This is a genomic window from Sphingomonas sp. 1F27F7B (assembly GCF_005503355.1).
Classification (GTDB): Bacteria; Pseudomonadota; Alphaproteobacteria; order Sphingomonadales; family Sphingomonadaceae; genus Sphingomonas.
Genome location: NZ_SCMK01000008.1, coordinates 137282 through 153835 on the forward strand (window position 1 = coordinate 137282; position 16554 = coordinate 153835).

At 68.1% G+C, this 16554-nt stretch carries 12 protein-coding genes; 3 read left to right on the forward strand and 9 right to left on the reverse strand.

Annotated features, from left to right (window positions below; translation table 11 throughout):
• Positions 1–223 precede the first annotated feature (223 nt).
• Together FFS08_RS09740 and FFS08_RS09745 are read left to right on the forward strand one after the other, a co-directional pair.
• Positions 224–2752: a TonB-dependent receptor domain-containing protein gene (locus FFS08_RS09740; protein ID WP_137864119.1), complete on the forward strand. Its 2529-nt coding sequence runs from the start codon at positions 224–226 to the stop codon at positions 2750–2752.
• A gap of 86 nt (positions 2753–2838) precedes the next feature.
• Positions 2839–4917 (forward strand): hypothetical protein, encoded by a 2079-nt coding sequence (locus FFS08_RS09745; RefSeq protein WP_137864118.1) that lies wholly within the window; start codon positions 2839–2841, stop codon positions 4915–4917.
• A 275-nt stretch (positions 4918–5192) separates the two neighbouring features.
• Here FFS08_RS09745 and FFS08_RS09750 read toward each other — a convergent pair whose 3' ends face one another.
• From FFS08_RS09750 to FFS08_RS09780, 7 genes are all read right to left on the reverse strand, one after another.
• Positions 5193–5864, reverse strand: a complete 672-nt coding sequence (locus FFS08_RS09750; RefSeq protein WP_137864117.1) for a DUF6445 family protein — start codon at positions 5862–5864, stop codon at positions 5193–5195.
• The gene (locus tag FFS08_RS09755; RefSeq protein WP_137864116.1) at positions 5861–7396 is read right to left on the reverse strand and encodes a tryptophan halogenase family protein; all 1536 of its coding nucleotides are present in this window, start codon (positions 7394–7396) and stop codon (positions 5861–5863) included. Before FFS08_RS09755 ends, FFS08_RS09750 begins: the two co-directional genes overlap by 4 nt.
• 137 nt (positions 7397–7533) lie before the next feature.
• A complete protein-coding gene (locus tag FFS08_RS09760) occupies positions 7534–8349 on the reverse strand; it encodes a TorF family putative porin (protein WP_137864115.1) in 816 nt (271 codons plus the stop codon).
• A gap of 165 nt (positions 8350–8514) precedes the next feature.
• On the reverse strand, positions 8515–10026 hold the full coding sequence (locus tag FFS08_RS09765) for a SulP family inorganic anion transporter (RefSeq protein WP_137864114.1): 1512 nt from the start codon (positions 10024–10026) through the stop codon (positions 8515–8517).
• On the reverse strand, positions 10023–10718 hold the full coding sequence (locus FFS08_RS09770; RefSeq protein WP_137864113.1) for a carbonic anhydrase: 696 nt from the start codon (positions 10716–10718) through the stop codon (positions 10023–10025). The genes FFS08_RS09765 and FFS08_RS09770 overlap by 4 nt, the downstream gene beginning before the upstream one ends.
• 83 nt (positions 10719–10801) lie before the next feature.
• On the reverse strand, positions 10802–12115 hold the full coding sequence (locus tag FFS08_RS09775; protein WP_137864112.1) for an ATP-binding protein: 1314 nt from the start codon (positions 12113–12115) through the stop codon (positions 10802–10804).
• Between the two features lie 2 nt (positions 12116–12117).
• Positions 12118–12828, reverse strand: coding sequence for a response regulator transcription factor (locus FFS08_RS09780; RefSeq protein WP_137864111.1), 711 nt, complete (start codon positions 12826–12828; stop codon positions 12118–12120).
• Between the two features lie 195 nt (positions 12829–13023).
• Here FFS08_RS09780 and FFS08_RS09785 point away from each other — a divergent pair, with 195 nt between their 5' ends.
• A complete protein-coding gene (locus tag FFS08_RS09785; RefSeq protein ID WP_137864110.1) occupies positions 13024–13269 on the forward strand; it encodes a hypothetical protein in 246 nt (81 codons plus the stop codon).
• A gap of 58 nt (positions 13270–13327) precedes the next feature.
• Here FFS08_RS09785 and FFS08_RS09790 read toward each other — a convergent pair whose 3' ends face one another.
• Both FFS08_RS09790 and FFS08_RS09795 read right to left on the reverse strand, forming a co-directional pair.
• Positions 13328–14680 (reverse strand): sigma-54-dependent transcriptional regulator, encoded by a 1353-nt coding sequence (locus FFS08_RS09790; RefSeq protein WP_137864572.1) that lies wholly within the window; start codon positions 14678–14680, stop codon positions 13328–13330.
• Positions 14680–16413 carry a sensor histidine kinase gene (locus FFS08_RS09795; protein WP_171012550.1) on the reverse strand — a complete coding sequence of 578 codons (1734 nt, stop codon included), beginning with the start codon at positions 16411–16413 and terminating at the stop codon, positions 14680–14682. Before FFS08_RS09795 ends, FFS08_RS09790 begins: the two co-directional genes overlap by 1 nt.
• Positions 16414–16554: the final 141 nt, after the last annotated feature.

Genomic DNA, 16554 nt, shown 5'->3' on the forward strand with positions numbered 1-16554 from the left:
CGCTGCCGCTTTCCGTGTCAAAATCTCTCTCCCGCGTAACGCAGCGTTGCGACGAAGCCCGCCGAAATCCGTTGGTTTCGGAACCTGTTGCACCAGCGCACCACTGGTTGGCAAATTCCACGTGACAGTTGCAGAAAACGATTTCATTATACCCCTGTCGGGACTAGTCGAGCGGGATCAACCCGCCGGATGGTCCGGCGATAACTTCGGTTGGGGAGGATATATGTTGTTTTCCGCTCGCGCTGGCGTTCGCGTCGCGCTTCTGGCCAGTGCTGCGCTGCTGCCGCTTGCCGCTCAGGCGCAGACCACGTCGCCGGACACGACGGCCACTGCCGCGCAGGACGACGCCGCCGATGAGGGCCAGATCATCGTCACCGGCCAGACCACGCCCAATCGTCCGCTCATCACTGCCTCGGCCGACATCACGCTCGCCAATCGCGAGCTGATCGACCAGAAGGCCCCGCGCTCGACCGCCGACCTGCTCGAGATGGTCCCGGGCATCTTCGTCGAGGCGACTGCCGGCCAGATCTCGAACAACTATTCCGTCCGCGGTCTCCAGGGCGGCGGCCAGCGCTTCGTCCAGCTCGAAGAGGACGGCATGCCGATCCTTTATGGCGGCGGCGGCGCCGACTTCTTCTTCGACCAGGATCTGACCATCGATCGCCTCGAAGCGGTCAAGGGCGGTTCGTCGGGCGTGCTCACCGTCAACGGCGCGGGCGCGACGATCAACTTCGTCTCGAAGAACCCGAACCACGAGAAGGCCGAGGGCATGGCCCGCTTCACCGGCTATAATTATGGCCTGAAGCGCGGCGATTTCTATTATTCGCAGCCGATCACCGACAAGCTCGCCTTCAACATCGGCGGCTATTTCCAGTCGAGCCCGGGCGTCCGCAAGAACCCGTTCGACTATCAGGGCTGGCGCCTGAAGGGCGCGCTCGAGTACAAGTTCGATGACGGCGGCTATATCCGCCTGTCGGGCAAGGGCGGCAATGTCGAGAACGCCTATTACGCCGATCAGCCCTATCGCTTCCAGAACGGCAAGCCGGCCGGCATCCCCAGCCTCGACACCCAGTTCGGCAATGTCGGCGGCGACGCCTTCGCGAACATCGCCGTGCCGGTCTCGACCTTCGCGCATTCGAGCGGCTATCGCGACTTCAAGTATCGCGACGGCGTGGTCGCCAAGACCTGGCAGGCCCGCCTCGACTTCGAGAAGCCCGTCAGCGACTCGTTCACGCTGTTCGGCCATGGCCGCTACCTGGACTATTCGTACGACTTCAACGGCCTGTTCCCGGGCTCGGGCACCGGCAATGCCGGCCTGACCAGCGCAGTCAACTATCTGACGCCGGGTAACAATTCGCCGATCAACTCGCTGCTGACCGCCGGCCAGGCCGCCTTCCCGACCACCGTGCGCTTCGGCATCAAGAACCTGCGCACCGGCCAGGTGATCGGCTCGAACCAGACGGCGCTGCTCAACGCGCTGAACGGCAACGGCTTCCTGCAGCGCACCACGCTCAACCACGACGCCATCGACGCCTATGACTTCGGCATGAACGTCGGCGGCCGCTGGAGCTTCGAGAGCGGCAGCTTCAAGAACTCGCTGACCGCGGGCGTGATGTACTACAACACCAAGCGCAACCAGGACCAGTCGGCGACCGCCAGCGTGGTCAACGACGTGCGCACCAACAGCGACATCTACGACATCGTCGCGCTCAACGCGAACAACCAGGTCATCGGCACGCTCTCCGACAACGGCCTGGTCTCCTATGGCGACTGGGGCGCGGGCATCCGCAGCCGCAAGGACTCGAGCCTCTCGCTCTATGTGAACGACGAGTTCTCGATCGGCGACCTGCACATCGACGCCGGCGTGCGCTGGGAGCATGACAGCGCGACTGCGTGGGACGGCAACCAGGCGGCGGTCAACCAGCCGGTTCCGGCCGGTACCGCGGGCGTGCTGACCAATGTCGGCTCGACCTGGGACGGCACCTATACGGTGCGCAAGGCGAACAAGAAGGCGGTGGCCTATACCGTCGGCGCGAACTATCTGATCACGCCGAACTTCTCGATCTATGCCCGCTACGCCAACGGCTTCCAGATGAACAACGTCGATCCCATCACCGGGATCGAGCTGTACGAAGCCGGCGTGCGCTACCAGCATGGCCGCCTGTTCTCGGGCTCGGCGACGGTGTTCCGCACCAACTTCCGCAACCAGAACTACAACTTCGCCGATCCGATCAACCCGTCGCAGCAGAGCAACATCAACGCCGATCTGCGCACCAACGGCATCGAGCTCAACCTGAACGTCCGTCCGGTCGACTATTTCTCGATCGACTTCCAGGGCGTGTTCCAGGATCCGAAGCTGGTGAACCTGGCGATCAACGGCGCGAACCAGCAGGGCTTCGAGGGCAATCGCCCCGAGCGCACCCCGGCCCGGCTGTTCACGGTCACGCCGACCTTCAAGCTGCCCAACGGCCTTGGCGAGGTCTATGGCCGCTACAAGTATATCGGCAAGATCTATGCCGACGCCGGCAACGGCGTGGCCCTGCCGAGCTATGGCGTGACCAGCGTGGGCGCCTCGTTCAACCTCAGCAAGCAGCTGCAGGTGAGCGTGAACGCCGACAACATCTTCAACGTCATCGGCCTGACCGAGGGCAATCCGCGCCAAGGCCAGACGCAGGCGATCACCAACGGCTATTTCTATGCCCGCGGCATCGTCGGCGCCACCTATGGCGGCACGGTCACGTTCAAGTTCTGATACCCCGCGAGGGTCGCAAAACGGGGGCGCGGCAACTGAGAGGTTCGCCGCGCCTTTCCGTATCTGGAAACAAGAGGAGGAAGCGGATGCGAGGTTCGATGCGGTTGATGCTGGCGGGCGGGCTGTTGCTCGCGGGCATCGGCATGGGCACGACGGCCATGGCGCAGCAGCGCGGAGCCAAGGCGCCCGAGCTGGCCTACAGCCTGACCGAGGGGCAGAATCTCAATGCCTTTGTCCGCGACGGCAAGGTCGCGGCACACCTGCTGCTGCGCAACGGCAGCGATCCGCGCATCCTGGTCGCCTTCCCGGCCGGCAACAGCGGCGTCGGCCTGTGGTTCGCGCCGCTCGCCCGCCCCGCCACCTGGCGGCTTGACCAGGCGCCGCGTCCGGTGACCTTCGCCGATGCCAAGGGCCGCCCACTCCACGGCATCGAAAGCATCGCGACGATCGACGCCCCCCGCCTCGCCCCCAAGCAGGCGGTGCTCTCCAATGTCCGCTTCCTGCGCGATTACCAGTCGGTCAGCCGCTTCCCCGCCGAAGTGGCCGCGCCGATGCGCGTCGAGGGCAATCGCATCCTCTATGCCCGCGACCGCGTCGACGGCGCGCCGGGCTACAGCCTGGAGATCCAGGTGCTGGGCGGGCGGATCGACAAGGGCGAGATCGTCGCCGGCGCCGATGGCCGCATCCGCCTGCGCATCGTCGCGGCGACGGGCGACACGCCGCTGACCGGCCTGAGCAAAGCCGAATTGCTCAATGCCGGGGCCGCGGCCGATCCCGCCGCGCGCAATGCCCTTGCCTTTCTCAGCTATCGCGAGAAGTTCCTCGCCGGCTCGTGGCGTTTCGATACCTATTTCGGCCGCGACACGCTGATGTCGGTCCGGCTGTTGATGCCGGCGCTCAGGGGCGCGGCGGTCGAGGCCGGGCTCGGCGCGGTGCTCGCCCGCCTCGATGACAAGGGCGACGTCGCGCACGAAGAGGGGCTGTCCGAATTCGCGCTGGTCGATCACCAGCAGCATGGCCAGGGCGGGGGCGACACGCCGACGCTCGATTATGCGATGATCGACGATGATTACATGCTCGCGCCCGTGGCCGCGGAATATCTGCTGGATCCGGCCAACCGCGCCGCCGCGCAGCGCTTCCTGGCGGGCGAGGTGCCGAGCGTGGCGCATCCGGGCACCGCCCAGCCCGCCGGTGCGCTGCTGGTGCGCAACCTGCGCTTCGTGCTCGAGCATGCCGCACCCTTTGCGGACGATCCGCGCTGGGACAAGCTGGTCGCGGTCAAGGCTGGGCGCCTGACCGGCGAATGGCGCGACAGCGAGGAAGGGCTCGGCCGCGGCCGCTATCCCTATGACGTCAATGCCATCCTCGTCCCCGCCGCACTGGAAGCCGCCGACAAGCTGCTGCGCGCCGGGCTGCTGGATCGCTATCTGATGCCGGCGGATCGCACGGCGCTTGCCCGTGCCCATGCCATGGCCGCGACCTGGCGCGGCAAGGCGCCCGGGCTGTTCGCCGTCGAGACTCCGGCCGCCCAGGCCGCCACGCAAGTGCGCGACTATGCCGCCCGCGTCGGCGTGCCCGCCGCGCCGGCGCTCGCCGCGCTCAAGGGCCAGGCGCTGCGCTATCACGCGATCGCGCTCGACGATCATGGCAAGCCGGTGCCGATCATCAATTCGGACGAAGGCTTCGCGCTGCTGTTCGGCCATCCCGATCCGGCTGACCTCCAGGCCTATGTCGGCGCGCTGGCGCGGCCCTTCCCGGCCGGGCTGATGACCGATATCGGCCTGCTCGTCGCCAATCCGGCGCTGGCCAGCACCGAAGTGCAGGACCGCTTCACCCCCGCCGCCTATCATGGCGCGGTGGTGTGGTCATGGCAGCAGGCGCTGTTCGCCGCCGGCCTGGAACGCCAGCTGACCCGCACCGACCTGCCCCCCGCCACCCGCGCGGTGCTGAAGGATGCGCAGGCCAAGCTCTGGCGGGCGATCCAGGCGACGCGGGCGACGCAGAGTTCGGAGCTCTGGTCCTGGGCCTTCGAAAATGGCCGCTACAAGGTCGTCGCCTTCGGCGCGGGCAAGGCGGACGTCGACGAGTCCAATGCCGCGCAGCTCTGGAGCACCGTCTATCTCGCGGTGCAGCCGCCCAAGGCTCCCGCGCGGAAGAAGCGCTGAGCTAATCCAACACCCCACCTCGGCCCGTCATCCCTCCCCGGGGTGGCGGGCGATTTTTTGGGTGCCGCCCGCCTTCCCCTTGGGCACTTGTTCCCTTCAGGCAAATATCCCGCTTCGTCATCCCCACGCAGGCGGGGATCCAGGGCCAAGCACGGAGCCGGCGTGGCAGGCCCCGTCCTCTCCGAACGATGTTCGCGCGGTGGTTCCGATATGCCGTGCTACCCTGGATCCCCGCCTGCGCGGGGATGACGGGGTTCGTTGAATGAATCCTGACCCTAGGCAGCCGACAGAAACGCCGTCACCGTCAGCCGTCCGGCCGCCGGATCGCTGTCCAGCGCTGCCCCCGACGGTATCGCGCCGCTGTGGAGCAGCGCGCTGCGATAGATCACCGCGCGATTGTACCGCGCCTCGACATGCGCGATCCGCTCGAACAGCTTCGTGTCGCCGAACGGATAGGCCGCGGCCGGGGGATCGGCGCGCAGCTCGGCGTTGAGCGTGGCGAGATAGCCGGCCGAACGCGCCGCATCGATCGTCTCGAAGCCGGTCGCGCGGTGACGGAAGAAGCCGGTGCCGTCGCCGCCGTCCGGCGCCAGATAGTGCACCAGCGCGATCCGGCCGGGCTCCACCGCGTCGACATGCGGCAGCCGCTGCTCGATCCCGAGCTCGTCCGGCGGCGTGGTCACGATCGAGAAGCTGGCATCGAGCAGCTCGACACCGGACGCCCCCAGCACTTCGCGCAGCACCGGCACCAGCGCCGGCCGCACCCTGGCGAAATAATCGGCCGGCAGGGCCGCGCGGATGCCCGGATAGTGATGCCGCCCCGGCTCGAATACGGCCATCGCCGCCGCGGCGCGCAGTCCGTCCGGATCCGGGTGGAAGCCATCGACGATCGCGATCGGCTGGCCCTCCCGGCCGATCCGCCGGGCGACGATGTCGGGCCGGCTCACCCGCCCATCGCCACCGCCAGTGCGGCATCGTGCAGCGGCAGCGTCGGCGCGGCGCGCTTGATCACTTCGGCGACCTGGCGGACCTGCGTGCTGTTGGCGGCGCTGTCGAGCACGTCGGCGAGCGGGTTATAGTCCTGCGCCACGATCTCCTGCCCGTTGAGCACCGCCAGCCAGCTCGCGTCGCGGAACAGCTCCTCGGGGCCCAGCATCAGCCGGCCCGAGCGGCGATACTGTTCTTCGCGCGCGACCAGCGTCTCGGGCAGCGCCATCTCGCGCCGCTCGACCCAGAAGGGATCGGTGCGGCCGGGATTGGCGTGGTAATGGAGGATCAGGAAGTCCTTGATATTGTCCATGTCGGCACCCAGCAGCGCATTGTAGCGATCGGCCAGCATCGGATCCATGTCGCGGCCCGGGAACAGCGTCAGCAGCTTGGCGATGCCGCTCTGGATCAGATGGATGCTGGTCGATTCCAGCGGTTCGAGAAAGCCCGAGGACAGGCCGATCGCCACCACATTGCCGATCCATGCCTTGCGCCGCGTGCCGGCGGTGAAGCGCAGCGCACGCGGCTCGGCCAGCGCCTCGCCGTCGAGATTGGCGAGCAGCATGCCCGTCGCCTCGTCCTCGCTCATGAAGCGGCTGGAAAAGACATGGCCGTTGCCGATCCGGTGCTGGAGCGGGATGCGCCATTGCCAGCCGGCCGGGCGCGCGGTTGAGCGGGTGAAGGGCGTGGTATGCTCGGTCCGTTCGCAGGGCACCGCCACGGCGCGGTCGCAGGGCAGCCAGTGCGACCAGTCCTCGAACCCGCCGCCCATGACCCCGTCGATCAGCAGCGCGCGGAAACCCGAGCAGTCGATGAACAACTCGCCCTCGAGCCGCTCGCCACACTGCGTGGTGAGTGCGGAGACCAGCCCGGTCTCGGCATCGCGCTCGACATCCTGCAGCCTGCCCTCGATGCGGGTGACCCCGGCCGCCTCGGCAATGCCGCGCAAGTGCCGGGCATAGAGGCTCGCATCGAAATGATAGGCGTAGCCGAGCGTCGAGAGGATCGAGCGCGGGTCATCCACCGGCATGGCGAAGCGCCCCTGCTTCGCCAGTTCCTCAGCCAGCGAGAAGGCGGAGAGCGGCAGATCGAGCCCCGAAGCCCGCGCCTTCATCCAGCGATGGTGGAACGCAACGCCGGGGAAGCGCACCCCATAGTCGCCGAACGGGTGGAAATAGCGATGGCCGGGCCGCACCCAGTCGACGAACTCGATGCCCAGCTTGAAGCTCGCCCTGGTCTCGCGCAGGAAGGCGGCCTCGTCGAGCCCGATCAGCTGGTTGAACCAATGAATGGTCGGGATCGTCGCCTCGCCCACGCCGACCGTGCCGATCTCCTCGGACTCGAGCAGTGTGATGTCGAGCGAGCTCCCGAACTGGCTGGCCAGCGCAGTGGCGGTCATCCAGCCCGCGGTGCCACCGCCCAGGATGACGACGGAGCGCACGCGCCGCGCGCCGGCCGCCTTGGGGGAAATCGCGTCGCTAGGTGCAGTCATCGGGGCTTCTCGCATGGTTCGAAGCCCGGATTAGCGCGGCCCGGCGCCGCTTGAAATGCATTTCTCCCGGATAGGGATCACCGGAGCGGCCGCGCCGCTCCGGTGAAATCCCCCTCTCCCCAGGGTCGATGCGTGCTTCAGAAGGCAGCGCTTACCGAGAAGATCACGGCTCCGTCCGCGATCGACGCCCCATCCTTCACCCGCGAGAAATTGGGCTGCAGATAGGCGGCGTCGGCCCGGCTGATATTGGTGTCGACATACGCCACGCCGAGCGTGAGCGGGCCGACTGCGGCATCGGCGCCGAGCGACCAGTCGAGATACCTGCCGGTGGGCGCCACGCTGGTGCCGTTAGGGCCCAGACCGGGATTGCCGCGCGATCCGCCCAGATGCGCCTTGAGCGTGATCGGCGTGCCGGGAATGCCGCTGCTGGCGTCCGCCCAGAGATAGAGATTGTCATGCTTGGCGCCGGGGCGGCTCCGGGGCGTGTTGCTCCAGTCGCCCAGCGCTTCCTGGCTCGGCGCATAGGCCACGCCGGCCAGCATCGAGACCGGCCCGATCGAGCTGCTGAGCTTCACATAGGGCTCGGCGAAGTCGGTCTTGTCCGCGCCCGAGGGGTACATGTACCAGGTGACGCCGACGTCGAGCGCCAGCCCGTCGCTCAGTTCCCGCTTGTAGCCGGCGATCAGATCGAGCTCCATGTTCGCGCCGCCGAACGTGCCCCAACCGGCAAGGTTCGAGCCCCAGGTGCCGACATAGAGGCCGCTTTCATGGGAGACGGTGATGCCGCCCTGGATGGCCATGCCCTTGTCGCTCTGCGACACGCCGCGAAAGCGATAGTCGGATACGAGCGCGACATTGCCGGAGACGGTGATCGGCTTGGGCGGCGCTTCTTCCTGCGCGAAAGCCGGTGCGGCCGTGCAGCAAAGCACGGCCGCGATAAGGTGCTTCTTCATGCGGGCATTCCCCTTAGTTCGAGAATGTTCCCGCCTGCGGTCGGAAAGTGCGGCCCTCTCATCCCGGGATGGGTAGTGGGACGGGGGACGCTGCTTTCCGACCTTCAACATGCCAGCCCAGTCAGGCCGGCGAGTTGCTCCTTCGTAAGGAAATGTTGCCGGACCTCAGGCCGGCTGAAGCTTGCGGAGCTGATCGGGATGGCCGCTCAGTTCCACCTTGAGCCCGCGCGCCCGGCGCCGCTGCACCCAGTCGCGCAGCGTTTCGGCGCTGGTATGGTCGATCGCCGGCACCTTCTCGAAGGCGAGATGGACCGGCTTGTCGCCCGGCACCGCGTCGAGAGCGCTGTTGAGCTTGGGCAGCGTGACGAAGGTCGCGGCACCGTCCAGATGGATCTTGGACGCGTCCTCGCCATGCTCGGCATCAACCTTGAGGCGCAGGCGGCGGAAGTGCGGCAGCAGTTCCAGCACCGAGAGGCCCAGGCCAACCAGCACGCCGGTCAGCAGGTCGGTCGCCACCACCAGCACGAAGGTGACCGCCCAGATCGCAGCGGGCAGCATGCCATAGTGATGGAACAGGTGACGGACATGGCTGACGCTCACCAGCTTCCAGCCGGTGACGACGAGCACACCACCCAGCGCCGCCATCGGGATCTCGCGCAGCAGCCAGGGCAGCAGCGCAGCGAAGCCGAGCAGCCAGGCGCCGTGCAGCACCGCCGACATGCGGGTGATCGCACCGGCCTGGACGTTGGCCGAGCTGCGGACGATCACGCCGGTCATCGGCAGCGCACCCGCGAGGCCGCAGAGAAGGTTGCCCACGCCCTGCGCGCGCAGTTCCTTGTTATAGTCGGTGCGCACCCCGTCGTGCATGCGATCGACCGCGGCGGCCGAGAGCAGCGTCTCGGCGCTGGCGATGAACGCAACCGCAACGGCGGCGATGATGATCGTCGGGCTCAGGAACGAGCCGAGGAAATCGCTGCCGGGCAGCGTCACCGCCGAGGCAAGCGAATCCGGCACCGCGACCCGGACCACTTCGAGGCCGAAGCCGAACGCGACCAAAGTCGCGCCGACCACGCCGACCAGCGCGCCCGGAATCAGGCGGAGCGCCTGGGGCTTGAGCTTGTCCCAGCCCAGCATCAGCACGATCGTCAGCACGCCGAGGCCCAGCGCCAGCTCGGTGCCGGCGATGTTGGTCGGATCGAGGCCGAACAGCCGGCCCGGCAACGCCGCGAGATTCTCCAGGCCGCTGGAGAGCGGCTTGGCGTCGAACAGCGTGTGGAACTGGCCGACCACGATCAGCGCGCCGATGCCGGCGAGCATGCCGTGGACCACGGCGGGCGAGATTGCGCGGAACCAGCCGCCGACCTTGACGACGCCGGCCAGCACCTGCAGCGCGCCGGCGAGGACGAGGATGGCGCCGAGCGCGGCAAGGCCATGCTCGCGCACCAGCTCGAACACGATGACCGCCAGGCCCGCGGCCGGGCCGCTCACCTGGAGCGGCGAACCCGCGATCAGGCCGACGACGACACCGCCGATGATGCCGGTCAGCAGGCCTTTTTCGGGCGGCATGCCCGACGCGACTGCGATGCCCATGCAAAGGGGCATCGCGACGAGGAAGACCACGATCGAAGCCGTGAAATCACGGACGATCCAGCCCTTGGGGAGGGTTGCGGAGGTCATTCGGCGGCTTCCACCAGATCGAAGTCGGCCGCGCGGCGCCGGGCCGGCTTCACGGCCACGGGCAGCGGCTGATCGTCACGGACGATCTGGAAGCGGCTGGTTTCGCCGTCGAGCGCCAGGATCTGGCCATGATGGATGTCGACGAACCAGCCGTGCAGCGCGATCTCGCCGCGCGCGATCCCCGATGCGACCGAGGGGTGGGTACGCAGGTGCGCGATCTGCGCCACCACATTCTCCAGGCTGATCGCGCGGACGCGGGCAGCCTCGTCGAGGCCCGGATAGGCATCGGCGACGACCTTCTGCGCCGCGTCGCTGTGGTTCAGCCACACTGCGACATTGGGCATGCCCGCCACCATCTCCGGATGCGCGACGGCCTTCATCGCGCCGCAGTCCGAATGGCCGCAGACGATGATGTCGCGCACGCCGAGCGCCATCACGGCATATTCGACGGTCGCCGAGACGCCGCCGATCTTCTGCGCGAACGGCGGGACGATGTTGCCGGCATTGCGGCACACGAACAGGTCGCCGGGATCCGCCTGCATGATATGCTCGGGGACCACCCGCGAATCGGCGCACGATATCATCAGCGCCTTGGGGCTCTGCCCCTGGGTAGCGAGCTTGCCATAGAGGTCGCTCTGGTTCGGGAAGACGGTCTTCTCGAAGCTGAAGACCCGACCAATCAACTCGTTCACGGTTACAACTCCTATTAACTCGGAGTGCAACCTAAGGACCCAGTTTTGCCGCAGCGCAGCGGAACTGTGAGAAAGTGTTGCCGTCAGCCGGGCAGGCGGATTTCCGCGATGAGCCCCGTGCGCGGCGGGGCGGCATTGGCGAGGACGAGCCTGCCCTTCTCCAGCGCCACGGCCTGCTGGACGATGGCAAGGCCAAGCCCCATCCCCTTGGTATTGCGGCCCCGCTCGACATCGAGCCGGACAAAGGGCTGCAACGCTTCCTCGATCTTGCCGGGCGGAATGCCGGGGCCGTCGTCCTCGACCCGGAAGACCAGTTCCCCCGCTTCCTCCGTCACCGTCACCCGCACGGATTTGCCGTAGTGCAGCGCGTTCTCGATCAGATTGCTCAGCGCCCGGCGGAGCATCGAGGGGCGCGCCACCCATTCCAGGTGCTGCGGCCCCGAATAGCGCGCATCGCGCCCGCGATCGGTGGCATCCTCCACCAGCGTCGTCGCCATCACCGCGACGTCGACCGCGACGGCAGGCTCGGGATCGTCTTCCCCCTTCAGGAAGGTGAGCAGCGAGGCGATCATGTCGTCCATCTCGCTCACATCGTCCTGCATCGCGCGGCGGCTCTCCTCGTCGCGCACCTCTTCGAGCCGCAGCTGGAGCCGGGCGAGCGGAGTGCGCAGATCATGCCCCACCGCCGCCAGTGCCTGGGTGCGATTGTCGATCAGCTCATGGATGCGGCGCTGCATGCCGTTGAAGGCATGGATCAGGCCGCGAATCTCCGCGGTGCCTTCTTCCTCCACCACCGTCACGCCGTCGCCCGAGCCGACCCTGCCGATCGCACGGACCAGCTTGCGCAGCGGCAGCAGCGTGCTTCGGATCAACAGCGCGCCGAGCGTGAGCAGGAGCAGCGCCGGCACCAGCGCGACCAGCGTGCGCTCGATCGCGAACTGCCAGACCTGGACCGCCTCGCGCGTCTTGAACACGACCCAGCTGCCGTCATCAAGGCGCATCTCGCCGGCGACGACCTGGCCATGGGCGCTCGGCGCCAGGCGCAACTGCAGATGCAATTCCTTGAGCCCCTTCTCCCAATTGGTCACCTGCGCTTCCATCCGCTTCTGGCGTGGCGGGAAAGCGGGACGTTCGGGAATGGTGGGCGACCAGCGGACAATGTATCGATCGGTCGTCAGCTCGAGCGCGGCAGCCGCTCGCTCGGCCACCGGGCGCTCGCTCAGCAGTTTCTCCGCGATCACCAGATGCTCGGCGAGCCGGTGCGCATCACTCTCCTCGATCGAATAGCGCGAGGCGCGTTCGTACAGGAAGGTGCTCGCCCCGAACTCGATCGCGACGGTGAGCAGCAGGATGAGCAGGATCCTGCCGAGCAGTCCCAGCGGATGGCGCGGGACGATGCTCAGGAGCGAGTTACCTCTGCACGGAAAATATAGCCGATCCCGCGCACCGTGCCGATCGGCGGCTCGTGGCCGGCGGCGGAGATCTTGCGACGCAAGCGGCTGACCAGCACGTCGACGCTGCGATCCGAACTGTCGCCAAGGCGCACGCGCGACAGCTCGACGAGACGCTCGCGCGCGATAACCCGCTGGGGCTGGCCGAGGAACGCCGCGAGCAGATCGAACTCGGCGCCCGTCAGCTCGACCACGGCGCCGCTCGGCGACTTCACTTCGCGGCGCGGGAAGTTGACCGTCCAGCCGTCGAAATGCGCCTGGGTCTCGCGGTCGCCGCCCGCCATCCGCTCCAGCCCGCCGCGGCGGAGCACGGCGCGGATCCGCGCCGTCAGCTCACGCGTGCTGAACGGCTTGGCGAGATAGTCGTCGGCCCCCAGCTCGAGCCCGAGCACACGATCATGCTCGCTGCCCTTGGCACTGACGAAGATGATCGGCACGTCGCTCTTGCGCCGCACCTCGCGGCACAGATCGATGCCGCTGGTGCCGGGCAACATGATGTCGAGCAGCACCAGGTCCACCGGCCCATTGTCGAACGCCAGCCACATCTCCGGCGCGGTGGCCGCCTGGCGGACCGAATAGCCATTTTCCTGAAGCGCCCGCGCCGTGAGGGTCCGCAGGGCCGGATCGTCTTCCACCAGCACGATGACAGGGGCGCTCATGCCATGGTCTCACAAAAACTCATTGCCGGCACTTAGGCGTCTCCCTGGGCACCCTCAAGGCCGCCCCGGGATTACAGCAATGCTTTGTCACGAACCAGCATCGCTTCGCAACCCTCGGGAAAATCTTCCTTACAGGCGGGCAAAGCACCGCTCAGCCGCCGCCGCTATCTCCGGTCCCTGCACAAAGGAGATTGCATGAAACTCGCCCTTGCCGCGATGGCGGCTCCCCTCCTGCTCCTCGTTCCGGCCGCGCAGGCCCAGTCGCTGCACGAAACGCACCAGCTCGTCTGGGCGCCATCGGGCAAGACCCCGGTCGCGCACTGGCGCATGCGCGGCAAGCCGGCTTGCCAGCCGGCGCAGAGCCATCACCAGGCGGGCAAGACCGCCCTCCCCGTGCGCGCCAAGTGCGGCGTGCAGGACGTGTCGGCCAAGGGCCGATAGGGACACATCCCCCTCCCCCGTGTCCCCAACCCGCGCAGCCCAGGCTGCGCGGGCCGTCCTAGGCCCGGCCCGCCCGCCTGATCTCGGCCAGGTCGATGCCGAACCGGGCGATCTTGTCGTACAGCGTCTTGCGCGGGACGCCGAGCTCGGCGAGCGTCAGCGATACCCGGCCGTCATGCCGCAGCAGCGCGTCGCGGATCAGATTCTCCTCGAACTTCGCCACCCGCGCCGGAAGATCCGCCTGGCCGTTCGGGCCCTGGGCGCCGGGAAAGCTCCGGCCCGCCGCCACTTCGAACGCGAAATTCCTGAGTTCGCGCACATTGCCCGGCCAGCCATGCCCGGCGAGATGGGCGTGCACCGCCGCATCCAGCGCCACATCGCTCACGCCCAGCTGCTGCTTCGCCTCTTCGATGAACGCGGCGAACAGCAGGAACACGTCGCCGGTGCATTCGCGCAGCGCCGGCACGCGCAGCCGCATCGTCGCCAGGCGATAATAGAGGTCGGCGCGGAACCGCCCCTCGGCGACGGCCTGGGCGACATCCCCCTTGGCGGTTGCGATCACGCGCAGGTCCACCGGCTCCGGGCGCTCCGCGCCGATCGGCTGCACCTCGCGCTCCTCGAGCACGCGCAGCAGGCGCGCCTGCATCGCCAGCGGCATCGAATCGATCTCGTCGAGCAGCAGGGTGCCGCCGCTCGACGATGCGATGCGCCCGGTGCGCGACAGCCGGGTATGCGGCACACTGTCGGCGGCGTGGCCGAACAGCTCGATCTCGGCGATCCCCTCGGGCAGGGCCGCACAATTGACCGCGATGAACGGCTTGCCCCGCCGGCGGCCGCTCCGATGCAGCATCCGCGCGACCAGCTCCTTGCCCGTGCCGGTCTCGCCTTCGAGCAGGATGTCGATATCGGTCTCGGCCAGCTGCCCGATCATCGCCCGCAGCCGGACCATCGCCGGGCTCTCGCCGATCAGCGGGCTCTCCTCCTGCGCGGCAATGGCGGCGGCGGCGCGCAGGCGGCGATTCTCGATGACCAGCGCACGGCGATCGAGCGCGCGGCGGACGGCCACGAGCAGCCGCTCGGCGGCGAAGGGCTTGGGAATGAAGTCGAACGCGCCGTCGTGCAGCGCCGCTACCGCCATCGGCACGTCGCCATGCCCGGTCACGAGCAGCACGGGGATGTCGCCGTCGATCGCACGGATGCGTGCGAGGAGTTCCAGCCCGTCCATGCCGGGCATGCGGATGTCGGAGACGACCACGCCGGGGAAGTCCGGCGTCAGCCGCGCCAGCGCCGCCGCCGCGCGATCGAACGACAGGACCTGGAGCCCGGCCAGCTCGAGCGTCTGGACCGTGGCGAGCCGAAGCTGCTCGTCATCCTCGACGAACATCACGATGGGATTGTCGGGCGCAAACATCAGGCGGCCTTCAGCTGGAGGTGGAATGCGGCGCCACCGCCCGGACCAGGCGTGTGCGCGATATCGCCGCCGAACTCACGCGCGATATCGCGGGCGATCGCCAGGCCGAGACCGAGGCCGCCCGGCTTGGCCGAAGTGAAGGGCGAGAAGAGCGTGTCCGCGATTTCGGGATCGACGCCGGGCCCGTTGTCGATCACCGACAGCCGCACCGCGTCTCCATCCCGCGCGCCCTCCACCAGCACGCGCGCCTCCTTCATGCCCTGCACTGCGTCGAGCGCGTTCTGGAGCAGGTTGATCAGGATCTGCTCGAGCCGGATCCGGTCTCCCCGAACGACAAGCTGGCGCAGCCCCCTGGGCATCTTGAGCGCCACCACGCCGCGCGCGCGCTCGCCGAGCAGCAGCAGCGTGCCGTCCAGGATCGAACCCAGCTCGGCATTCCCCTCCACCGGCGTCTTGCGCCGGGCAAAGGCGCGGAGCTCCGAAGTGATCGTGCCGATCCGCTCGGTCAGCGAGACGATCTGCTTCAGATTGGCGCGCGCATTGTCGGGCGCCGCGCGATCGAGAAAGGTCGAGGCGTTCTCGGCAAAGGTGCGGATCGCCGCCACCGGCTGGTTGATCTCATGCGCCACGCCCGCAGTGATCTGGCCGAGCGAACCCAGGCGGCTGGCCTGGGCCAGTTCCTCGCGCGCCGCACGATAGCGGCGATCGGCTTCGATGCGCTCCTCGGACTCGACGATCAGGCGGGCATTGGCATCACGCAGCTCGGCGGTGCGCCGTTCCACTTCCGCTTCCAGCCGCGCCTGGTGGTGGCGCTGCAGGCGGCGCTTCTCGGCCGAGCGCAGCGCGAAGCCGATCAGCATGCCCGCGGTCAGCAGGATCGCCAGCGCGATCAGCAGCGCCTGGGTGCGCGCCGCGGCCAGCGGCGGCTCGAGCGGCGCAAGATGGATCAGGTGTGCGCCCGCCAGCGGCGCCGGCTCGGCGGCGGCGCGATAGCGCTGCGCCTTGCCCCCCGCCGCGACGCTCGCCGCAGCCCCGTCGATCGTCAGCGGCGCGCGTCCGGGCGGCTGCGATCCGAACTGCAGCGTACGGCGGGCATCGGCGAGCGTCGCCGCGTCGAGCGCCCGCGTCGCCTGGAAGCGCCAGCCCCGGATCGAAGTGACCAGGATCACGCCATGCGCATCCGTGACGATGGTGATGCCCGGCGCCCGCGCCCAGGCCGTCTCGACATCGTCGAACTCGACCTTGACCACGACGACGCCGAGCGCCTGCCCGCCGCGATCGACCCGGCGCGCGAGATAGAGGCCGGGCCGGCCGCTGATCGTGCCGAGCGCGAACAGCTCCGAGGCGCCGCGCTCCATCGCGTCGCGGAAATAGGGCCGGAAGCCATAGACCTGGCCGACAAAGCTGGTCGGCAGCTGCCAGTTGCTCGCCGCGACTGTCTTGCCATGGCGATCGATGACATAGATCACCGCGGCATCGGTGCGCGCCGCGAGCAGCTCCAGCGTGGCGTTGAGGCGACGCTGCGCCACCGGATCGCCGCCGCGCAGCGCCGGCGCTATCTCCGGATTCTCGCTGAGGACCAGCGGCAGCAGCCGGAACTTCTGCAGCTCGGAATTGAGCAGCCCGACATGCGCGCGCGCCGTCTGCCGCGCCACCGCATCGGCGGAAGCGCGCGCCTGCCCCGTAGCCCAGCGGCTGCCTGCCCAGGCGAGCAGCAGGATCATGGCGATCATCGCACACGCAAGGAGCAGATGCCGGTAGCGAAGCGGCGCGGATACACTCATTTGTGCGGCTTATCGCACATTCCATGAAAATCCGCGCGGATTTTCACACGCATTTCCGCGACCCGGCGAGAGCCAATTCCATAATAATAT